Consider the following 19,277-nt stretch of genomic DNA (forward strand, 5'->3'; position numbering starts at 1 on the left):
CGCCTCGGGCATGGGGGCCAGCGTGGTGACGGCGAGCATCGACCCGAGCCAGGCGGACGCGGGTGCGGCCCGGCGGCCGAGCTCCTCCGCGGCCAGGGTCAGCTCGACGAGGCCGCCGCCCTCGCCCCCGACGTCCTCGGCCGACCCCACACCGAACCAGCCGTCGGCGACGAAGCGCTCCTCGAACCCGGCGTGGTCGCCACCCGCCAGCCACTCGCGGAGCGTCTCGGGCGCACACGCGTCGCCCAGCCAGTCCGCGAGCACCGAGCGGAAGTCGGCCTGTTCGGCGGAGAGTTCCCAACGCATGTAGTGCTCCTACTCGACTCGCTGCGGCGGCGATGCCGCGGTGTCCGCGTATCCGATGCTAGATTGGGTCTGACCTTTAGACCACGAAGGGAGGACCCCGTGAGTGACGCCCGATCGGCGATCCGACTCTCCCCCATGGAGGTCCCCAAGGCCTCCGACGTCCTCGCCAACGAGCTGCGCGAACGCATCCTCTCCGGCGAGTACCCCGAGGGCACGCCGCTGCCACCGGAGCGCGAGCTCGTGGTGCAGACCCGGATGAGCCGCACGACCGTCCGGGAGGCGCTCCGCATCCTGGAGGTGCAGGGCCTCATCCGGATCAAGGCGGGCCGGGCGGGTGGGGCCTTCGTCCAGAAACCCGGCGAGGAGTCCGTCGCCAGCTCGCTGGACCTGCTCATCCGCGGCCGCCAGCTGCGGCTGGCCTCGGTCCACGAGACCCGGGAGGCCATCGAGCCCTCCTGCGCCCGGCTGGCCGCCCTGCACCGCACCAGCGGCGACCTGCGCAGGCTCGAGGTCACCAACGAGGAGATCGCCGCGAGCGCCGACCTCGACGACTTCCTGCGGGCCAACGTGGACTGGCACATCGCGGTGGCCACGGCGGGCCACAACGAGATCCTCACCGGCATCATGATGGCCCTGTCCCGCGCGATCTACACGGCGACGAACACCGAGGGCTTCATCAACGCCGAGGTCCGCGACATCACCGTCCGCGCGCACCGCTCGGTCACCCGGGCGATCAAGGAACGGGATGCCGACGCGGCCGTCCGCCGGATGATGCGGCACGTGCACTCCTACGCCGCGGCCGCCCTGGAGGTCGACGACCGCACCACGGTCGCGGTCCCCGAGGAGGACTAGGGTCCGGGCGACGGCGACCCTGGTCGCCGTGCCCGCTGCCGTGGGCTCAGCCATCGACGAGCTCCACGGCGGCGCGGACGACGTCGAGCGCGCCCGGGTTCTCGGCACCGGACAGGTCGCCGGGGTCCTGGCCGAGCGCGGCGGCCCGGACCGCGCGCCGCATGATCTTCGCGGAACGGGTCTTCGGCAGCTCGCTGACCCGGCACACGAGGCTGGGGGCGAACGGCTTGCCCAGCTCCTCCCCCACCCGGCGGCGCAGCTCCTCGGCGATCGCCTCGGCCCCGTCCGGGGAGCCGTCGCGGGGCACCCAGAAGGCCCACACCGCCTCGCCCTTCTTGGAGTCGGGGACGCCGACCACGGCGGCCTCCGCCACGGCGGGGTGCGCGATCAGCACCGCCTCCACCTCGGCGGGGGCGAGCCGCTTGCCCGCCACGTTCATCACGTCGTCCGAGCGGCCGCGCAGGAACCACTGCCCGTCCGCGTCGACGACGGCGTGGTCGCCGTGACGCCACAGCCCGGGGAAGGTCGACCAGTACGCCTCGAGGTAGCGCTCCCGGTCCCGCCAGATCCCGCGGGTCATCGCGGGCCAGGGCTGCCGGCAGACCAGCTCGCCGACCTCACCGCGCACGGGCTCCCCCGCGCCGTCGACGACGTCCACGTCCATGCCCAGCGACGGCCCGCCCAGCGAGCAGCTGCGGATGGGCTCGATCGGGTACGGCGCGAGGAAGGACCCGCCCACCTCGGTACCGCCGGAGAAGTTGATGACCGGCACGCGGCCGTCGAACACGCTGCGCGCCAACCATTCGTAGGACTCCGGGTCCCACGGCTCCCCCGTGGACCCGAGGGTGTGGACCGAGGAGAGGTCGAACGACCCGAGGTCCGCCGAGCGGATCGTCCTGATCAGGGTGGGCGACACCCCGAGCATGGTGACCCGGTGCCGCTCGGCGAGCCGCCACAGCCTGCTCAGGTCCGGGACGTCCGGCGAGCCCTCGTAGAGCACCAGCGCCGCCCCGTTGGCGTGCGTGCCGACGATCGACAGCGGGCCCATGATCCAGCCCATGTCGGTGATCCAGCAGAACACCCCGCCGGGCCCGACGTCGAAGGAGTACGCGACCTCGCTCGCCGTCTTCACCAGGAAGCCCGCGTGCGTGTGGACCGCACCCTTGGGACGACCGGTGGTGCCCGAGGTGTAGGCGAGCAGCAGCGTGTCGGTGGCGGCCATCGGCACGGCCGGGCCGGTCTCCGGGTCGTGCGCCAGCAGGCTCGACCAGCCGGTCTCGCCCTCGCCGGGCGTGCCGACCACGATCACGTGCTTCACCGAGGGGCTCTGCGCCACGGCCTCGCGGATCGGGGACAGCATCCCGACCGTGCGGCCACGCCGGACGGTCGACTCCGCCACGACGACCGCCTCGACGTCCGCGTCGGCGAGCCGGGAGGCGATGGCCCCGGGGGCGAACCCGGAGAACAGCGGCACCAGCACCGCCCCGATCCGGGCGGCGGCGTAGAACGCGACGACCGCCTCGGAGACCATCGGCAGGTACAGCGCGACGGCGTCCCCGCGACCGATGCCGAGCCCGCGCAGGCCGGCGGCGACGCGGCGGACCCGGTCCTCGAGCTCGGCGAAGGTCAGCGTGTCGACCGTGCCGTCCTCGGCCTCGTGCACCACGGCCGTGCGGTCCCGGGCCTCGGGATCCTCGGCCCAGCGGGTGAGACACGCGTCGGCGACGTTGAGCTCGCCGCCCACGAACCAGTCCGGGTCGGTCGCGCCGCGGGACAGGTCCAGGACCTGGTGGTAGGACCGGAAGAAGCGCAGGCCGAGGTCGGCGACCACGGCGTCCCAGTACCAGCCGACGTCGGCGACGGAACGGGCCCGCAGGGCCTCGATCCCGTCGACGCCGTGGCGGCGCGCGAAGCGGGCCACCCGGGAGTCCTCGAGGTACTCGGGCCCGGGGGTCCAGACGTACGTCACGACCCACTCCTCGGCAGCCCGAGCATCCGCTCGGCCACGATGTTGCGTTGGATGAACGTCGAGCCGCCCGCGATCGCGGTGCCGCGCGCCTGGTAGGCGAGGCGCTGCCAGCGGCTCTCCGCCGGGGACTGCTCCTCCGGCGCCAGCTGCCCGCCCAAGGGGGACAACGACTGCCGGAAGTCTGCGAGGTCCTCCACCAGCGGGCAGAAGTACAGCTTGCCGATCGAGGTCACCGGTCCCGGCGTCCCGCCGTCGGCGGCGATCGTGAGCACGCGCTGCCCGATCGCGTGGTGCACCAGCGCGCGGCCGTAGAGGTCCGCGACCTTCCGTCGGACGGTCGGGTCGGCCCCCAGCGGCGCGCCCGCGGCGTCGGTCGTCCCACGGATCTCGTCGACGATGTCGTCGACCGCCCGCTTGGTGTTCACCCGGCCGGTCGCGATGCCCACGCGCTCGAAGCCCAGCGTGGCCATGGCGACCTTCCAGCCGCCGTTCACCTCGCCGAGGACCAGCTCGTCGGGCACGAAGACGTCGTCGAGGAAGACCTCGTTGAACTCGGCCTCGCCGAGCATGTGCGCCAGCGGCCGCACGGTGACGCCCTCGCTGTCCAGCGGCAGCAGGAAGTAGCTGATCCCCTTGTGCCGCGGGAGGTCCGCGCCGCCGGTGCGCGCCAGCAGGATGGCGTTGGTCGCCAGGTGCGCGCGGCTGGTCCAGATCTTCTGGCCGGTGATCCGCCAGCCGCCCTCGACCCGCTCAGCCCGGGTGCGCAGCGACGCCAGGTCCGAACCGGAGTCCGGCTCGGAGAACAGCTGGCACCACAGCTCGTCCCCGGTGAGGATGGGGCGCAGGAAGCGCTCCTTCTGCTCGGGGGTGCCGAAGGCGATGATCGTGGGGCCCGCGAAGTCCTCGCCCACGGTGTTGAGCCGCTCCGGGGCGCCCGCGCGGTCCGCCTCGTCGGTGAAGACGGCGCGGATCTTCGCGTCGGCACCCTGGCCGCCGTACTCCTGCGGCCAGGACATCCCGGCGTAGCCGCCCTCGGACAGCAGGCGCTGCCACTGCCGCCAGAACGGCAGCTTGTCCGCCAGCTCGACGGGTTCCGGCCACGGGAGGGTCGGGAGCGACTCCGCGAGCCAGGCCCGCACCCGCTCCCGGAACTGCGCCTCCTCCGGGGAGTCTGCGAGGTCCATGAAAGCTCCTTCTCGATCTCGACCGATAATATGCTATCGGTCGGACCAAAGTCCACGATAAGAGTGTCACAAGAACACCTCGGGCCCGCGACCGGTCGATCGCGGGCCCGAGGGTGCCGGGGGGCGGAGTCACTGCGAGACGGTCGACCGGCCGCCGATCGGCTGCCGGTCCTGGCCGGTCAGTGGCCGTCGGCCGCGTCCCGCTCACGGCCCAGGGTGAGCAGCATGTCCTCGTGCAGCTCCATCCACACATCGTGGTAGGAGTGGCTCATCGGACGGGCGAACGCCGAGTGGTCACCACTGTGGACCCGCTCGAGCGCTGCCGCGAACCGGTTCGCGTAGCGCCCGAACCGCGGCGACGACTCCGCCGCGGGGGCGAGGGCGCTGACCACGTCGGTGTGCACCGCGTCGAGGTCCGCCACCACCGCGGCGTCGTACGCCTCGTCGGAGTGGTCGTTGGTCTCTCCGTCCCGCACCTGCCACCGGGTACAGACGTCCTTGAACCGGGTGTTCACGGGGAGGAACTCCTCGTAGGCCCGGCTCACACCGCCCCGCTCGCCCTCGGTGACCGCGCCGGCCACGAGGCCGGGGTGGGCCTCGCGACCCTCCTTGGTCAGGGTGTACCCACCGATGCGCCCCGTCCGCAGCTTGACGAGCTCCTCACCCGTCAGCTCGTCGAGCACCGGCGCGAGATCGCTCCGCCCGGTGATCTCGACGAGGTCCTCGGCGGTGGCGAGTCCCTTCACCTTCAGCGCGTGGACCACCAGGAACCGTTCGGTGTCCGCCATCGTCGTACTCCTCTCAGGACTGTCCCGCGGGCTCGACCTCGCGGTCGACGGTGAGCCGGCTGGCGTCTGCCTCCTCGACCTCGCTGTGGTGGGCGAGGTAGGCGGGTGGCCAGGCCATCTCGATGTAGGCCGCGCCGGGCACACCCTCGATCTCGGAGTGCATCGACGCCTCGTGCAGCGTGAGGTGTGGGCTGACCGGCCAGTGCAGGTCGGCACCGTGCCAGGTCCGGATCCGGGTGGTCCGGCCGTCCTCGTCGGTGATGGTGCCGTTCAGCTCCTGCTGCATGACCTGGCCGTCGAACCGCACGTCGATGTCGTAGTCGGTGATCACCGACGTGACGCCGTCTCGGTGGACGTACCCGTGCAGGGTCGTCTTCCCGAAGTACTGCAGCTCCATCAGGTGGATCGACGTGTCCGGGGCCATGAGGTTCCACCACTTCCAGTGGGTGGGCCCGCCCCAGTCCCGCCTGCCCCACGAGTGGTCGCGGTGGCCGAAGGTGTCGAACTCGTGGCGCACGCCGTCCAGCACCAGCGTGCCGACGACGCGGCCGCCCTGCTCGGAGCGGTCGTCCGCCAGCCAGGACGGGCAGCCGCCCGGGTGGCGCACGAACGCGAAGGGCGGGTTGATCCCCTGGAACTCGTACTCCAGGTCGATCCGCTCGCCTGCGAACCGGAGGCGCGTCGTCATCGCGTCCTTCGCGGCCTCGAGCGTGATCGAGCCGACCCGCCAGTCCTCGAAGCCCATCGAGTCCGGGACCCCGATGCCGTCGGACGCCTCGGAGACGCTGGCATCGACGCCGGGGCCGTAGACGACCGCCATGGAGCCCGCCCGGCCCTGACCGTCCCTCCCCGCGGCGTGCACCCAGGTGTAGACGATGATCCCCAGGCCCAGGTGGGGCAGCGGGAGCAGGTAGGCGAGGGACTCGCGGATCTGGTCGTCCGCCGTGGCGGAGTAGAAGATGTGCCGGTCCTCGCCACCGACCTCCAGCGGGATGAACGCCATTCCTACTCCCCCACCCCGGCCTGCTGGAGCCTGCGCGTCGCGGCCGAGGCCAGTCGGTGCTCGACGAACTCGGGCACCCACCCCTCCTCCACGTGCACGATCCCGGGCAGGCCCGCCACCGTGCACGCGCTCGCCGCGTCCCGGGAGACGAGCCCGCCCGCGGGCCACACGATCAGCGACGTCCGGTCGCCGGTCTCGATCTCCGTGACCCGGCCCTTCTCGTCCGTCAGCACGAAGCGCGCCGAGGTGTAGGCGTAGAACTCGTCGTCGCGCTCCACGTCGGCCTCGATCGAGACGATGGGCGACTGCTCGCCGTCCCGGTGCACGTAGCCGAGCTCGTACTGGCGGTCCATGGCCAGGCCGTGCATGAAGTTGACCGCGATGTCCGCGCCCGCCTGGACGTTGACCCACTTGTAGTGGTGGAACGCCGTCCAGTCCCGCGTGCCCCAGGAGTGGTCGCGGTGGCCGGTGGTGTCGAACGGGATCCGCTCGTCGCCGATCGTGAGGGTGCCGGTGACCAGCCCGCACTGCTCCAGCCGGTCGTCGGCGAGGAAGGCGGGGCAGCCGTCGGCGTTGTCGTGGTAGCTGAACGCCTGGTTGATCGCCGTGAACCGGTAGTCCAGCGACACGCCCTCGTGCTCGAAGGTCACGTGGGCGTCCTTGTGCGGCTCCCCGTGGCGGACGTGCAGCGGGCCGACCCGCCAGTCGGTGAAGTCCGCGGCGCGGTCCATCTCCACACCCTGCACGACGTGGTGGATCACCCGCTCGTCGTCCCGGCGGAACACGGTGATCATCGAGCCCGCGACGCTCTCGCCGTCCACCCAGGTGTAGGCGATCATGCCGAGGTTCTCCTCGGGCAGGAAGAGCAGGAAGATCAGGCTCTCCCTGGCCAGCGGGCCCGGGTCCAGCCGATGTCGCCGATCGTCGGCGGGGGTCAGCATCAGACCACCGCCGTGCTCTTCAGCGGTGGGAAGCCCTTGCCCAGCAGGAAGACGGGCGCGAGGATCTCTGCGGCGCGGCCGCCGGTGAGGATGGGCCAGGCCTCCTGGGTGGCGGGGGCGAGGTCGTCGAATCCGTTGGCGAGGATCTCGTCCCAGGCCCCGGCCCGGTAGGCCAGCGGGCGCATGAACTCGTGGGAGTACATCCGGACGCCGTTGCGGATCTTCTCGTCCCGGCTGAGCTTGGCGAGGATCTTGTACATCGACAGCACCCCGGCCTGGCAGGTGGTGACGATCTTCTTCATCTCGTCGTGGCCGACGGGACGGATGCCGGACATCGGCGTGTCGATGGTGTCGCGGGCGAACACCGCGACCCGGTCCAGGCTCTTCAGGTAGTCCTGCGGCTTGGTGAACGTGGTCCCGATGTCGTTGATCGTGAGCTGGATCGGGTCCGGCTTGAAACACAGCACCTCGGTGACCGCGTAGGGCAGGCCCTCACCGATGTGCGACCACTCGAAGCCGGTCTCGTGCAGGAAGTGGTCCCGGATCAGGGCGAAGCCGCCACCCGGCAGCGGGTACGGGCCGGTGTCACCCATGCCGAGGCGGGTGTCGTAGTGCATGAGGAACCCGAAGAGCTCGGTGGTGCCGTTGAACCGGCGGAAGAACGTGCGCTCCTCGTCGTCCTCGAACGGCTTCGCCGCAGCCAGCAGCGGCTGCAGGACGTCGTCCTCGAGCACGGGCAGCTGGAAGCCGCGACCCGAGGCCAGCCCCGGCCCGTCACCCCAGGTGCCGTGCCAGGTGCGGCGGGCGAACTGGATACAGTCCTGGATGTCGTCGCGCCGCACGGTCGGGTCCAACTGCTCGAGCGACACACACACCCCGCGGCCCAGCATCGCCATCAGCGCGCTGGCGTAGTTACGGATGTGGTTGACCTTCGTGCCGATCTCGCGGCGCGGGACCCGGCCGAGCTCGACGAGCCCGTCGACGCCCACCTTGTCGGTGATCAGCCGCATCGCATCGGGGTTGACGCTCCACTGCTGGACGAACGAGAGCGTCTCGTACTCCTGGCGCGGGATCAGCCCGGACTCGCCCTCGGTCGACCGGGTGGCGATGAGCTCCCAGAGGTTCCACGACATGTAGTCGAACCAGCTCTGGATCTGCTCGTCGGTCAGCTTGTCCGGCCGGATGTCGGCCGCGGTCGTGTCGACGAACGGCGAGGGGTCGCGGCGGCGCATCTCCTGGTCCCCGGCGGGACCGCCGGGCACCTCCGCCAGGTACTTCTCGACGAACTTCATGAAGTCGTCTGCTTCGGACATCGCTGCTCCTTCGACGGTGAAGATCGCTTACAGGGTGTTCGAGGGGATGGCTCAGGACTCGGCGGACAGCGCACGCACCGGGCACGCCGACACCGCACGCAGCACGCTGTCCCGCGAGGCGTCCGGCGGGTTCTCGTCGAGCTCGAGATCGCCGTCGTCGTTGATCTGGAAATGGTCGGGATCGTTGTACTCGCACTGGCCGTGCGACACGCACACGTCCCGGTCCACGGTCACCCTCATGCCTGCTCCACCCGCACCCGCAACCGCTTGAAGGCGTGGAACTGGTTGGTGTGCAGACGGTCCGGCTCCGCGACCGGCACGATGCGCAGGTCGCGCTCGAGCATCTGACGGAGGAAGGTCGACACCTCGGCGCGCGCCAGGTGCGAGCCCAGGCAGGTGTGGATGCCCCAACCGAACCCCAGGTGCTGGTTCGGCGTGCGGTCGACCCGCAGCGTGTCCGGGTCCGCGAAGACCTCGGGGTCCCGGTTCGCCGCCTGGAACCACAGGACGAGCTTGTCGCCCTGCCTCACCGTCCGGCCGTGCCACTCGACGTCCTTGGTCGCCGTGCGCCGCATCGCCCGGATCGGGGTGATGAAACGCAGCAGCTCCTCGATCGCCGGCCGCAGCAGGGACCGGTCGGCGCGCAGCCGCTCCCACTCCCCAGGGTGCTCCGCGAAGGCCAGCACCGAACCCGTCAGCAGGTTCCGGGTCGTCTCGTTCCCGGCGCCCACCAGAACGAAGTAGTACGCGGCGAGCTCCTCCCAGGACAGCGGCTCGTCCTCGATCCGGGCCGCCACCAGCTTGGACACGATGTCGTTGCGCGGCTCGGCCCGCCGCGCCTCGGTCAGCCCGCGGAAGTAGTCGAACAACTCCTCACGGGCCCGCTCCTTCTCGTCCGGGCCCCGCATGAACTCCGGGTCGTCGGAGATCACCCGGTCGGTCCAGTTCGCCAGCAACGGGCAGTCCTCGGCCGGCACGCCCAAGACCTGGCCGAGCACCTGGATCGGGAGCAGCGCCGACGCCGAGGAGACCAGCTCGACCTCACCCCTGCCCGCGATGTCGTCCAGGATCGTCGAGACGGACGTCTCGATCAGGTCCTGCCACTCCTTGATCTTCACCGCGCGCAGATGCGGGGTGGCGACCTTCCGCATCGCGGTGTGCCGCGGCGGGTCCATGTTGTGCACCGTGGGCGTGTGGCCCTCCACCCGACGGCTCGGGATCTGAGTCCCCAGCCCGTTGACGAAGGTCGTCGGGTCCTCGATCGCGGTGATCAGGTCGGCGTACCTCGTCAACGACCAGTAACCGGGCCCGCCGTTCGGCTCGGCGTTCCAGTGGAGCGGGTCGTTCTCGCGGATCTCGCGGAACAGCTCGTGCTCCCGCCCCTCGATGAAGGGCGTGAGATCGCTGAGGTCGACCTGCGCTGCGCCGTGGGTCGCGGTGGTCATGCCCTCTGGGTCTCCTTGCTCGTCACGTTCGGGAAGCCCGCGCCGAAGAGCGGCACGGGAGTGCGCACCTCTGCCGCCTTGCCGCTGGGGAGTACCGGCCAGGCCCAGTCGTCGGACGGGAAGATCATCATCTCGGTGACGCAGGAGGGCAGGCCCTCCGCGACACCGGACCACGGGTACGCGGTCTCGTTCAGGAAGTGGTCGCGCACGATAGCGAAGCGCCCGTCGGGGAGCGGGTACGGGCCGGTGTCGCCCATCCCGGCACGGCCGTCGTAGTGGGACACGAAGCCGAACAGCTCGGTCTTCGCGCCGAACTTCTCGAGCTGAACGTCGATCTCTTCGCTCATGCGTCCCTCTCGGTCCCCGCGGCGGCTGCGTCACTCGGAGACGAGGAAGACCTGCCCCTTGTCACCGGTGATGTCGAGGCGCACGGTGCTGCCGTCGGCCGGGATCGTCTCGCCACGCGCGGTCTGGATGCCGTCGGTGAAGGCCGTCGACATCACGCAGGGGATCGAGAACTCGCGGGACAGGATGCCCAGGTGGCTCTCCGGCGCACCCTGCAGCGTGATGAGACCGGCGACGCCCGCCATGAGCGCAGGCGACATGAAAGTGGTCGTGCCCCCGCGGGAGATCACGACCGTCTGGTCCACGTCGGGACCGTCGATGAAGTCCAACACCTCCTCAGGGGAGTCCAGGAAGCGGATCCTCCCGACGGCATGCACGTCCGACGTGAAGACGTTGATGCCCGTACCGATGAGCGTCTCCGTTGACAACTTCTCCTCCAAGAGGCTTGGCTGCGGTCGACCGATTAAATGGTCAGTCCGAACGTGGGTATGATGTGGGCCCACTCACTTCGTGTCAAGGACGCCTCGATGCCCGTAGACCAGATCGGTGACGTGTACGTCGCCGGCCGCTGGCGAGCCTCCCGCTCCGACCGGCACACCCCCGTCACCAACCCGACCACCGAGGAAGTGCTGGCCGACGTCGTCAGCGCGGACGCCGCGGACGTCGATGCGGCGGTGCGCGCCGCGCACGCGGCCGCCACCGGATGGGCGACGACCTCCGTCGCCGAACGGTGCCGTCTCGTCGCCGAGCTGGCGGAGGAGATCGACCGGAGAGCGTCCAGGCTCACCGAGACGATCACCCGGGAGAACGGCACGCCCGTCGCCGAGTCGTCGCACGCCCCGGCGACAGCGGCGACCCACCTCCGGCACTGCGCGGAGACCGGCCCCGCGGTGTTCGCCGAGGACATCCGGCCGAACCCCATGGCGCCCGGCGACACGCTGGTCCAGCGCCGTCCGGTCGGGGTGGCCGGGCTGATCACCCCGTGGAACTACCCGCTGAGCCTCATCGTGGTGAAGCTCGGACCGGCCCTCGTCGCCGGCTGCCCGGTGGTGATCAAGCCTGCCGCCGAGACCCCGCTGGCCGCGCGGATGCTGATGGAGGCGGTCGAGGCCGCCGGGCTCCCCGCGGGCGTGGTCAATCTGGTGACCGGGGACGGGGCGACCGGCCAGGCGCTCGTCGAGCACCCGCTCGTCCGGAAGATCTCGTTCACCGGCTCGACGGCGGTCGGGCGCACCATCGGCGAGACGTGCGGCCGGACCCTGCGGCCGGTGGTGCTCGAGCTGGGCGGCAAGTCGCCCGCCCTCGTGCTCGACGACGCCGACCCCGAGGTCATCGCCCGCACCATCCTCAAGGTCTCGATGCGCAACACGGGTCAGACGTGCAAGGCCTGCACCCGGCTGATCGTGCCCAACAGCAGGCGCAAGGAGATCGTCGACCTGGTCGCCGACGTCGTGTCGTCGGCTCCGCTGGGCGACCCCTTCGACCCGTCGACCTTCTTCGGCCCACTGGTGTCGGCCCGCCAGCGTGACCGGGTGGTCGGCTACCTCGAGAGCGGGCACGCCGAGGGGGCCAAGGCCGTGGTCGGCGGCGGGACCCCGGCCGGTCGGGACCGCGGCTACTTCGTGGAGCCCACCGTCTTCGACGAGGTCACCCCCTCGATGACGATCGCGCGCGAGGAGATCTTCGGGCCCGTGCTGTCCGTCCTGGGCTACGACTCGCTGGACGAGGGCGTGGCGATCGCGAACGACACGCCCTACGGTCTCGCCGCGACGGTCTTCTCGCGGGACGACGAGCGCGCGGCCGCGGTGGCCGACCGCCTCGAGGCGGGCACCATCGGCATCAACCACTACGGCTCGAACGCCGCCGCGCCCTTCGCCGGGCACAAGGACAGCGGCCTGGGCGTCGAGTTCGGCCTCGAGGGCATCGAGGAGTACCTCTCCCTGACCTCCGTCCACCGCCTCCCCCGCAGCTAGTCACCCCCACGACAGGAGCAGCAACGATGCGAGCAGCAGTCCAGTGGACCTCGGGTGGTCCGTTCGAGATCGGCGAGGTGGACCTGGCCGCGGCCGGGCCCGGCGAGGTCGGGGTCCGGCTGCGGGCGGCCGGGGTGTGTGCCTCGGACCTGTCGCTGACCACGGTGTTCGGCCAGCCCACCCCGGTCGTCCTGGGGCACGAGGGCGTGGGGGTCGTCGACGAGCTCGGCGAGGGCGTGACCGACCTGGAGATCGGGCAGCACGTCCTGGTGCTGTGGGTGCCCTCCTGCGGCGAGTGCACGCCGTGCCTGCGCGGCGACGAGTACCTCTGCGCACGCCGCACCTCCACGGCGGACGCGCGGGCGGGCAAGGAGCACACCTCCACCCACCGCCTCGCCATCGAGGGCAAGCCCGTCCACCAGGGCATGAACACCGCGACCTTCGCCGAGCGCACCGTGTTGCGGCGCCGGGCCATCCTCCCTATCCCGCACGACGTGCCCTTCCCGGTCGCCGCCATGCTGGGGTGCGCGGTCCCCACCGGCGTCGGCGCATCCCTGCGCAGCGCCCACGTCACCCCCGGCGACACCGTCGGAGTGATCGGCGCGGGCGCCGTCGGGCTGAACGCGATCCTCGGCGCCGTCGTCGCGGGAGCCTCCCGGCTGGTCGCGGTGGACCCGACCGAGCGCCGCCGACAGACCGCGCTGAGCCTCGGCGCCACCGAGGCACTGTCGCCGGACGAGTTCGCCGAGCAGGCGAAGGACCTCGACGTCGTCGTCGATGCGGTCGGTCAGCCGCCCACCGTGCTCGCCGCCTGGAAGGCGGTCCGCCGGGGCGGCACCGTGACCGTGGTCGGTGCCGGTCGCCCCGGCGACACCGTGCCGCTGTCGGCCTACGAGCTGTTCCACGACGACAAGAAGCTCACCGGCAGCTTCCACGGCGGCATCAGCATGCGCCGGGACATCGGGATGCTCGTCGACCTCTGGCGGACCGGCAGGCTGCCGATCGAGAAGCTGATCAGCGGCACCGCGGACCTCAAGGAGATCAACGAGGTGGTCGCGGCCCAGCGGGACGGCTCGGTGGTCCGCACCGTCCTCACGATGGAATGAGCAGCCTCGCCCGGAGCGAGTCGCTCTCGCTCCGGGTGGTGCGGACGTCCCCGGTCGCCGCCACGTGCCCGTCCGTCGTCCGCCTCTCCCCAGGCCGCCCCGCTCGTTGAGTTTTCGGCCAGACCATTGTAACTTCAGACCGAATCGGGACCGCCGCTCCGGCACGGGCCGGACCGAACACCAGGACGGAAATCGATGGAGATTCCCACCCTCAGCGATCGCTACTCGGCGACGGAGGTGCAGGGCTACTACGACTCCGGCTGCTGGAGCACGGACACGTTCGCGGAGCTGATCGCCCGCCAGGCCGAGACCTGGGGGGACAAGACCTTCATCACCGACGGCACGACGGCGTTCTCCTACGCCGAGTTGCGCGACCTCTCGGCACGGCTCGCCATCGGCCTGCGCGAGCGCGGGGTCGGGGCGGGTGACCGCGTGGCCGTCCAGCTGCCGAACTGGGCCGAGTTCGCGGTCGTGGCCGCGGCGATCGCCCGGCTCGGCGCGATCATGGTGCCGATCATGCCGATCTACCGTCGTGACGAGGTGGGCCACGTCCTCGACGACGCGCAGGTGTCGGCGGTGTTCACGGCGTCGACCTTCAAGAACTTCGACCACCTGGGGATGTACCGCGACCTGGCCGCGACCCGGCCGACGGTGCACACCATCGCCGCCGTGCGGGCCGAGGTCGACGCCGACGGTGTCGTGGTTCCGCTCGCGAACCTGCTCAGCGAGGTCGACGCCGTCGAGGCCGCCGCGACCCTCGGCTCCCCGGTCACCGCGGACGACCCGTACGTGATCGTCTACACCTCGGGCACCACAGCCCGGCCCAAGGGCTGCGTGCACACCTTCAACACCTACGCCTCCGGCGCCCGGGCGCTGAACACCGCGTTCGCGTTCACCCCGGAGGACGTCGGGTTCAGCCCCTCTCCGATCACCCACACGACGGGCCTGGTCACCGGCGTGCTGATCCCGCTGCTGGCCGGCGGCTCCACCCACGTGATGGCGGAGTGGGAGCCGCGCCGAGGCCTGGCCGAGATCGCCGAGTACCGCTGCTCGGTGACCGTCACCGCCACCACCTTCATCCAGATGGCTCTCGACGTGTTCGACCCCGCCGAACACGACGCGTCCAGCCTGCGGGTCTGGGTGTCCGCCGGGGCCCCGATCCCGCGCTCGGTCGTGGAGCGCGCCCGGACCGCGTTCCCCGCGGCCAAGATCTTGAGCCTGTACGGGCGCAGCGAGAACCTCTGCACCACCACCTGCACCGTCGACGACGACCCCGAGAAGTCACTGACCTCCGACGGCGCGGCCCTGCCGTACTCCGCCGTCCAGGTCGTCGACGACAACGGGAACGAGGTGCCGGTGGGCGAGGAGGGCGACATCGCCTACACGGGGCCGAGTCACATGCTCGCCTACCTGGGCCGACCGGAGGAGACCGCGGAGCTCTACACCCCCGCCGGTTTCTCCCGCTCCGGCGACCTGGGTCGCAGCGACGCAGACGGCTACGTCCGGGTCACCGGACGGACCAAGGACATCGTCATCCGCGGCGGCATGAACATCAGCGTCCGTGAGATCGAGGACCTGCTGGCCGAGCATCCGGGCATCCGGGCGAACGCGGTGGTCGGCATGCCGGACCTCCGGCTGGGCGAGCGCGTCTGCTGCTACATCGTGCCCACCGACACGGCGAACCCGCCCACGTTGGACCTGGTCAAGGCGTATCTGGAGGACCGCGGTCTCGCCATCCAGAAGACCCCGGAGCGTGTCGAGATCGTCACGGACATCCCGACCACCGCGACCGGGAAGATCCAGAAGCACCTCCTCCGCCAGGACATCGCCGACAAGGTGGAACAGGTCACCTCCGGCGCCTGACCGGCACCTCCCCCCAGCGCCGCCCCCGCGCCGACCGTCCCGACGACCCGCAGAGGTTCGCAACGATGCCCTCCCCCACTGTGACCCCCGTCAGCACGGGGACGCGCACCAGCGTCTTCCCGTTCGACCACGACCACGGCGTCCCCGCTCGGACCCTCGCCGAGGTCCTCGGCGGCAAGGGCGCCGGACTGGCCGAGATGACGACGGCGCTCCGGCTCCCGGTACCGCCGGGGTTCACCATCACCGTCGACACCTGCCGCCGCTACCTCGAGCAGGGCTGGCCGGGCGAGCTCGACGCGCTCGTCGAGGACCACACCGCCGCGCTCGGCCACACCCTGGGTCGCCGCCTGGGCGACCCCGGCGACCCCCTGCTGCTGGCGGTGCGCAGTGGGGCACCCCGCTCGATGCCGGGCATGCTCGACACGGTGCTGAACCTGGGTCTGAACGACGAGACCGTCGAGGGTCTGGCCCGGGTCTCCGACGACGAGCGGTTCGCCTGGGACTGCTACCGCCGCTTCGTCCGCATGTACGCCACCACCGTGCTCGGGACGGCCGCCGAGGCGCTGGGCCCGGAGGCTCCCGCGGACGACGTCACGGCCCTGCGGGAGGAGATCGCACGGGTCCGCACCGTCGTCGACATCCCCCAGGACCCGTTCGCCCAGCTCCGTGCCGCCATCGAAGCGGTGTTCCGCTCGTGCGGCAGCGAGCGGGCACGTGCCTATGCTCAGCGCGAGAAGCTGACGGGCACGCTCGCCACCGCCGTGAACGTCCAGGCGATGGTGTTCGGCAACCGCGGCGGTGAGTCGGGTACCGGGGTGGTCTTCACCCGCGACCCCGCGACCGGCGAGGCGCGCCGCTACGGCGACTACCTCCCCTGTGCGCAGGGCGAGGACGTCGTCTCCGGCACCGCCCGCACCCAGACGATCGACACCCTCGGCACGGAGCTGCCCGCGGTCTGGAACCAGCTCGACGACGTGCTGGGCACGCTCGAGCACCACTACGCGGACATCTGCGACGTCGAGTTCACCCTGGAGCAGGGCAGGCTCTGGGTACTGCAGACCCGGGTGGGCAAGCGCAGCGCGGTCGCCGCCGTCCGGGCCGCGGTGCAGATGGCCGAGGAGCCCGACTCGCCGCTGACCCGCGAGCAGGCAGTGGAGCGGGTGGGTGCGGAGATCCGAGCCACGGCCCGACAGGCGGTGCTCGCCGCCGCCGCCACCCAGCAGCGCGGGGACGCGATCGCCGAGGGCCTCGGCGCCTCGCCTGGGCGGGTCACGGGCAAGGCCGTCTTCAGCTCCGAGGAGGCGGCGGACGCGGATGACGACGAGGAGATCGTGCTCATCCGCCCCGAGACCAGTCCGGAGGACGTGCCCGGCATGGCCGTCTCGGTCGGTGTGATCACCGGCACCGGCGGCCTGGTCAGTCACGCGGCCGTGGTCGCTCGCGGGTGGGGCCTGCCCGCGGTCGTCGGCGTCGAGGCGCTGGTCATCGACGGCGGCGGCGCACGCACCTCCGACGGCCTGCACACGATCGCCCCCGGTGACCTGGTCACCCTCGACGGCACGACCGGCGAGGTCTGGCTGGGCGGCGACCCGGCCGAGGCCGCGGGCTCCCCGCTGGACGACGAGGCCGTCCTCGCGGAGCATCTGCCCGAGCTGGCGCAGCTGGAGTCCTGGGCGGCCGACCGGTGAGCCTGGTGGTGGGGGACGTGGTGGACGAGGTCGCGTTCACCGTCGAGGAGGGCAAGGTGGGCGAGTTCGCCCGCGCCACAGCCGCCCTCGACCCGGTGCACTCCGACTCCGAGGCCGCCGCCACCGCGGGGTTCACCGCCCTGGCCGCCACGCCCACACACGTGGTGGTCAGCGGCCACCACCGGGACCAACGGGCGATGGTGGCGCACCTCGGCCTCGCCCTGGAGCGGGTGATGGTGGGCGGGGTGCGGTGGCGGTACCACCGTCCGCTCGTCGTGGGCGACCGCCTGCGCGGCACCCGACGGCTCGTGGCCGACGAGCAGGTCGGCGGCCGCTCCGGGCGGCCACCGATGCGCCGCCTCACCTTGGAGACCGCGTTCGTCGACGCCGAGGGGGCCACCGCGGTGGAGTGGCAGGAGACCGTGCTGGAGCGTGGCCGGTGACCTCACGACGGGCGCGAGCGGTGTCCGTGGGCGACAGCATCCCCGAGCGCGAGCTGGGTCCGATCAGCCAGACCGACATCGTCCGCTTCGCCGGGGCGGGCGGGGACTTCAACCCGCTGCACCACGACGCGGCGTTCGCCGAGAAGGCGGGCTTCGACACCGTCATCGCCATGGGCCAGATGCAGGCCGGGATGCTGGCGTCCTGGCTGACGGACTGGTGTGGGGTGGAGTACCTGCGTGAGCTCGAGGTGCGCTTCCTCGCCCCGGTCCGGCTGGGTGCGCTCCTGCGCCTCACCGGTGCGGTCACCGGCTGGGCGGACCTCGACGGCACCCCGGTCGCGGAGCTCGAGCTGCGCGCCTCGGTCGGCTCCGCGGACGTCGTCCGCGGGGTAGCGAGGATCGCCGCCGTCTCGGCGAACGGCCGTTCCGCGCCCTCGCCCGACGACGGCCGCTGACGCGGGTCACGGCGGAACGGCGGTTCGTGTCCTCTGCCGGCGTCCGGCGGGCGGACGGTGACGACCGCGGCCGAGCTGTTCTGCGACAGGGGCTTCCACGGCGCGGGCACGCCGAGCTCGGTACCCGGGGCCCGCGCTGGGTCGGGAGCGGGCGGAGCCGTGGCGCACGGACGAGCCCGTCCGCAGGCTCCACGATCCACGAAACCGTGTGGCTCACCACGAGCCCCTGCGCAGGAACGACCTTCATGCCCGGCACCGCGACCTCTCGACAGTCGCCGGCACCTGTCGGAGCCCCTACGCAGACACCTGGAGACGAACGGCTGGTTCTAGAACTCACAGACGTCGTAGACGTGGACCGACGTCGCCATGCCGGCTTCCCACGTCGGCGACTGCGACGGCGACGCTGTCGAGTCCCCCCGCGGCGAGGGCCGAGTCGATCAGGGCCTGTGCAGCGTCCTCCGGCTCTGCGCCGGACAGCTCGTGGGGGTACTGGCGCGCCCGCGGCCCAGTTGGTCGGTCCCCATCAGGTGCGCTCCATCGGGTGGCACGACGATGCCCGCGAAGTCGCCTGCACCGGGGGGAAGGGCGCCACCCAACCCGGGGCGAGGAGCACGACGGCCGCGGCGAGGGCAGCGGGACCGGCGACCAGCAAGGGAATGCGGGAGCGCGGTTTCTGCGTCCGGCGGGGATAGGGGTCGGGGACGCGATCGTCGCGATCGTCGGGCAGCCTCCGGTGCGGCGTCGGGACACGGCTCCGCGGTCCTCGGGCCCGAGACCGCCCACCGAGGACGCGCCGGCCCACGGGTTCTGCCCGTCTCCGCAGGCCCGACCGTCACAGGTCGCCGGTCGCCATCCCGGTGCTCAGGCCGGGCTCAGGGCGCCGAGCTCTTGGCGGAGGACCCGTCGGAGCGGTTTGCCGGTGTCGGTGTGCGGCAGGGTGTCCCTGAGGTGGATACGGGTCGGGGTCTTGGCCGAGCGGAGCCGCTCCCGCACGTGGCCGCGCAGCTCCTCCGCGAACGCATCCTCGTCGGCGACGGACCAGGCGGGCACGACCGCCGCGACCGGCACCTCGCCCCACTCGACGTCCGGCATGCCCAGCACGATCACCTCGGCCACCGCCGGGTGGGCGAGCAGGACGTCCTCGATCTCACCCGGGGACAGGTTCTCCCCGCCGCGGACGATCACGTCGTCGGCCCGGCCGTCGAGGAAGAGGAAGCCCGCCGCGTCGAGGAAGCCGCGGTCGCGGGTCGGGAACCAGCCGTCCGCGTCGATCGCGCTGTGCGACAGGTACTCCCCGGACACCTGCTCGCCGCGAACCATGATCTCGCCCGGTTGCCCGGGGGGCAGCACCTCGCCCGCCTCGTCCCGGATCTCGATCTCCACGGTCGGCAGCGGTCGCCCCACGGAGCCCAACCGCGCCCGGACGGCCGCATCCGCCGAGCTCAGCGCGTCACGATGGTCCTGCGGACCGAGGACGGCGATCGTCGAGCTGGTCTCCGTGAGGCCGTAGGCGTTGACGAGGTCGACGTGTGGGAGCAGCTCCAGAGCCCGCGCGACCACCGGTGCGGGCATCCGGCCGCCACCGTAGGAGAGATGCCGCAGC

At 71.7% G+C, this 19,277-nt stretch carries 19 protein-coding genes; 7 read left to right on the forward strand and 12 right to left on the reverse strand.

The annotated features are described in order from the left end of the window. Positions 1-306: acyl-CoA dehydrogenase family protein (locus tag H5J29_RS03135; RefSeq protein WP_181779375.1), on the reverse strand; the 306-nt coding region annotated here is incomplete at its 3' end. Positions 307-405: 99 nt separating this feature from the next. Here H5J29_RS03135 and H5J29_RS03140 point away from each other — a divergent pair. Beyond that, entirely contained in the window at positions 406-1,158 is a 753-nt protein-coding gene (locus H5J29_RS03140; RefSeq protein ID WP_312858035.1) for a FadR/GntR family transcriptional regulator, read from the forward strand. 46 nt (positions 1,159-1,204) lie between these two features. Here the strand turns inward: H5J29_RS03140 and H5J29_RS03145 are convergent, their stop codons facing one another. The 10 genes from H5J29_RS03145 to H5J29_RS03190 all read right to left on the reverse strand — a co-directional run bounded on the left by H5J29_RS03145 (position 1,205) and on the right by H5J29_RS03190 (position 10,574). Further along, positions 1,205-3,127, reverse strand: a complete 1,923-nt coding sequence (locus H5J29_RS03145; RefSeq protein ID WP_181779376.1) for an AMP-binding protein — start codon at positions 3,125-3,127, stop codon at positions 1,205-1,207. Further along, the gene (locus H5J29_RS03150) at positions 3,124-4,311 is read right to left on the reverse strand and encodes an acyl-CoA dehydrogenase family protein (RefSeq protein ID WP_181779377.1); all 1,188 of its coding nucleotides are present in this window, start codon (positions 4,309-4,311) and stop codon (positions 3,124-3,126) included. Before H5J29_RS03150 ends, H5J29_RS03145 begins: the two co-directional genes overlap by 4 nt. A gap of 179 nt (positions 4,312-4,490) precedes the next feature. Further along, a complete protein-coding gene (locus H5J29_RS03155) occupies positions 4,491-5,099 on the reverse strand; it encodes a MarR family transcriptional regulator (RefSeq protein ID WP_181779378.1) in 609 nt (202 codons plus the stop codon). A gap of 13 nt (positions 5,100-5,112) precedes the next feature. Next, on the reverse strand, positions 5,113-6,102 hold the full coding sequence (locus tag H5J29_RS03160) for a DUF7064 domain-containing protein (RefSeq protein ID WP_181779379.1): 990 nt from the start codon (positions 6,100-6,102) through the stop codon (positions 5,113-5,115). Positions 6,103-6,104: 2 nt separating this feature from the next. Beyond that, positions 6,105-7,043 carry a DUF7064 domain-containing protein gene (locus tag H5J29_RS03165; RefSeq protein WP_181779380.1) on the reverse strand — a complete coding sequence of 313 codons (939 nt, stop codon included), beginning with the start codon at positions 7,041-7,043 and terminating at the stop codon, positions 6,105-6,107. After that, positions 7,043-8,356 carry a hypothetical protein gene (locus tag H5J29_RS03170; protein ID WP_181779381.1) on the reverse strand — a complete coding sequence of 438 codons (1,314 nt, stop codon included), beginning with the start codon at positions 8,354-8,356 and terminating at the stop codon, positions 7,043-7,045. Before H5J29_RS03170 ends, H5J29_RS03165 begins: the two co-directional genes overlap by 1 nt. Positions 8,357-8,407: 51 nt before the next feature. Next, positions 8,408-8,596, reverse strand: coding sequence for a ferredoxin (locus H5J29_RS03175; protein WP_181779382.1), 189 nt, complete (start codon positions 8,594-8,596; stop codon positions 8,408-8,410). Further along, positions 8,593-9,801: a cytochrome P450 gene (locus H5J29_RS03180; RefSeq protein WP_181779383.1), complete on the reverse strand. Its 1,209-nt coding sequence runs from the start codon at positions 9,799-9,801 to the stop codon at positions 8,593-8,595. The genes H5J29_RS03175 and H5J29_RS03180 overlap by 4 nt, the downstream gene beginning before the upstream one ends. After that, positions 9,798-10,148 (reverse strand): hypothetical protein, encoded by a 351-nt coding sequence (locus tag H5J29_RS03185; protein ID WP_220186918.1) that lies wholly within the window; start codon positions 10,146-10,148, stop codon positions 9,798-9,800. Before H5J29_RS03185 ends, H5J29_RS03180 begins: the two co-directional genes overlap by 4 nt. Before the next feature lie 30 nt (positions 10,149-10,178). After that, positions 10,179-10,574: a PEP-utilizing enzyme gene (locus H5J29_RS03190; RefSeq protein WP_220186919.1), complete on the reverse strand. Its 396-nt coding sequence runs from the start codon at positions 10,572-10,574 to the stop codon at positions 10,179-10,181. A 99-nt stretch (positions 10,575-10,673) separates the two neighbouring features. Here H5J29_RS03190 and H5J29_RS03195 point away from each other — a divergent pair, with 99 nt between their 5' ends. From H5J29_RS03195 to H5J29_RS03220, 6 genes are all read left to right on the forward strand, one after another. Then, positions 10,674-12,119, forward strand: coding sequence for an aldehyde dehydrogenase family protein (locus tag H5J29_RS03195; RefSeq protein WP_181779384.1), 1,446 nt, complete (start codon positions 10,674-10,676; stop codon positions 12,117-12,119). A 26-nt stretch (positions 12,120-12,145) separates the two neighbouring features. Further along, on the forward strand, positions 12,146-13,225 hold the full coding sequence (locus H5J29_RS03200) for an alcohol dehydrogenase catalytic domain-containing protein (RefSeq protein ID WP_181779385.1): 1,080 nt from the start codon (positions 12,146-12,148) through the stop codon (positions 13,223-13,225). Between the two features lie 195 nt (positions 13,226-13,420). Beyond that, positions 13,421-15,088: an AMP-binding protein gene (locus tag H5J29_RS03205; protein WP_181779386.1), complete on the forward strand. Its 1,668-nt coding sequence runs from the start codon at positions 13,421-13,423 to the stop codon at positions 15,086-15,088. A gap of 65 nt (positions 15,089-15,153) precedes the next feature. Beyond that, the gene (locus H5J29_RS03210) at positions 15,154-16,776 is read left to right on the forward strand and encodes a PEP/pyruvate-binding domain-containing protein (RefSeq protein WP_181779387.1); all 1,623 of its coding nucleotides are present in this window, start codon (positions 15,154-15,156) and stop codon (positions 16,774-16,776) included. After that, positions 16,773-17,219, forward strand: a complete 447-nt coding sequence (locus tag H5J29_RS03215; RefSeq protein ID WP_312858036.1) for an FAS1-like dehydratase domain-containing protein — start codon at positions 16,773-16,775, stop codon at positions 17,217-17,219. The genes H5J29_RS03210 and H5J29_RS03215 overlap by 4 nt, the downstream gene beginning before the upstream one ends. Positions 17,220-17,245: 26 nt before the next feature. Then, positions 17,246-17,674, forward strand: coding sequence for a MaoC/PaaZ C-terminal domain-containing protein (locus H5J29_RS03220; RefSeq protein WP_220186920.1), 429 nt, complete (start codon positions 17,246-17,248; stop codon positions 17,672-17,674). Positions 17,675-18,535: 861 nt separating this feature from the next. On the opposite strand, the gene H5J29_RS03225 is transcribed toward H5J29_RS03220, so the two are convergent. After that, a partial coding sequence (locus H5J29_RS03225; protein WP_181779389.1) for a class I adenylate-forming enzyme family protein occupies positions 18,536-19,277 on the reverse strand: 742 nt, incomplete at its 5' end.

The organism is Pseudonocardia pini (assembly GCF_013870575.1).
In the GTDB taxonomy this organism is placed as follows: domain Bacteria; phylum Actinomycetota; class Actinomycetes; order Mycobacteriales; family Pseudonocardiaceae; genus Pseudonocardia; species Pseudonocardia pini.

Coding starts and splice junctions, on each gene's coding strand:
- H5J29_RS03150 (WP_181779377.1), bottom strand. CDS start 4,311: ATGGACCTCGCAGACTCCCCGGAGGAGGCGCAGTTCCGGGAGCGGGTG.
- H5J29_RS03155 (WP_181779378.1), bottom strand. CDS start 5,099: ATGGCGGACACCGAACGGTTCCTGGTGGTCCACGCGCTGAAGGTGAAG.
- H5J29_RS03160 (WP_181779379.1), bottom strand. CDS start 6,102: ATGGCGTTCATCCCGCTGGAGGTCGGTGGCGAGGACCGGCACATCTTC.
- H5J29_RS03165 (WP_181779380.1), bottom strand. CDS start 7,043: ATGCTGACCCCCGCCGACGATCGGCGACATCGGCTGGACCCGGGCCCG.
- H5J29_RS03170 (WP_181779381.1), bottom strand. CDS start 8,356: ATGTCCGAAGCAGACGACTTCATGAAGTTCGTCGAGAAGTACCTGGCG.
- H5J29_RS03175 (WP_181779382.1), bottom strand. CDS start 8,596: ATGAGGGTGACCGTGGACCGGGACGTGTGCGTGTCGCACGGCCAGTGC.
- H5J29_RS03180 (WP_181779383.1), bottom strand. CDS start 9,801: ATGACCACCGCGACCCACGGCGCAGCGCAGGTCGACCTCAGCGATCTC.
- H5J29_RS03185 (WP_220186918.1), bottom strand. CDS start 10,148: ATGAGCGAAGAGATCGACGTTCAGCTCGAGAAGTTCGGCGCGAAGACC.
- H5J29_RS03195 (WP_181779384.1), top strand. CDS start 10,674: ATGCCCGTAGACCAGATCGGTGACGTGTACGTCGCCGGCCGCTGGCGA.
- H5J29_RS03200 (WP_181779385.1), top strand. CDS start 12,146: ATGCGAGCAGCAGTCCAGTGGACCTCGGGTGGTCCGTTCGAGATCGGC.
- H5J29_RS03205 (WP_181779386.1), top strand. CDS start 13,421: ATGGAGATTCCCACCCTCAGCGATCGCTACTCGGCGACGGAGGTGCAG.
- H5J29_RS03210 (WP_181779387.1), top strand. CDS start 15,154: ATGCCCTCCCCCACTGTGACCCCCGTCAGCACGGGGACGCGCACCAGC.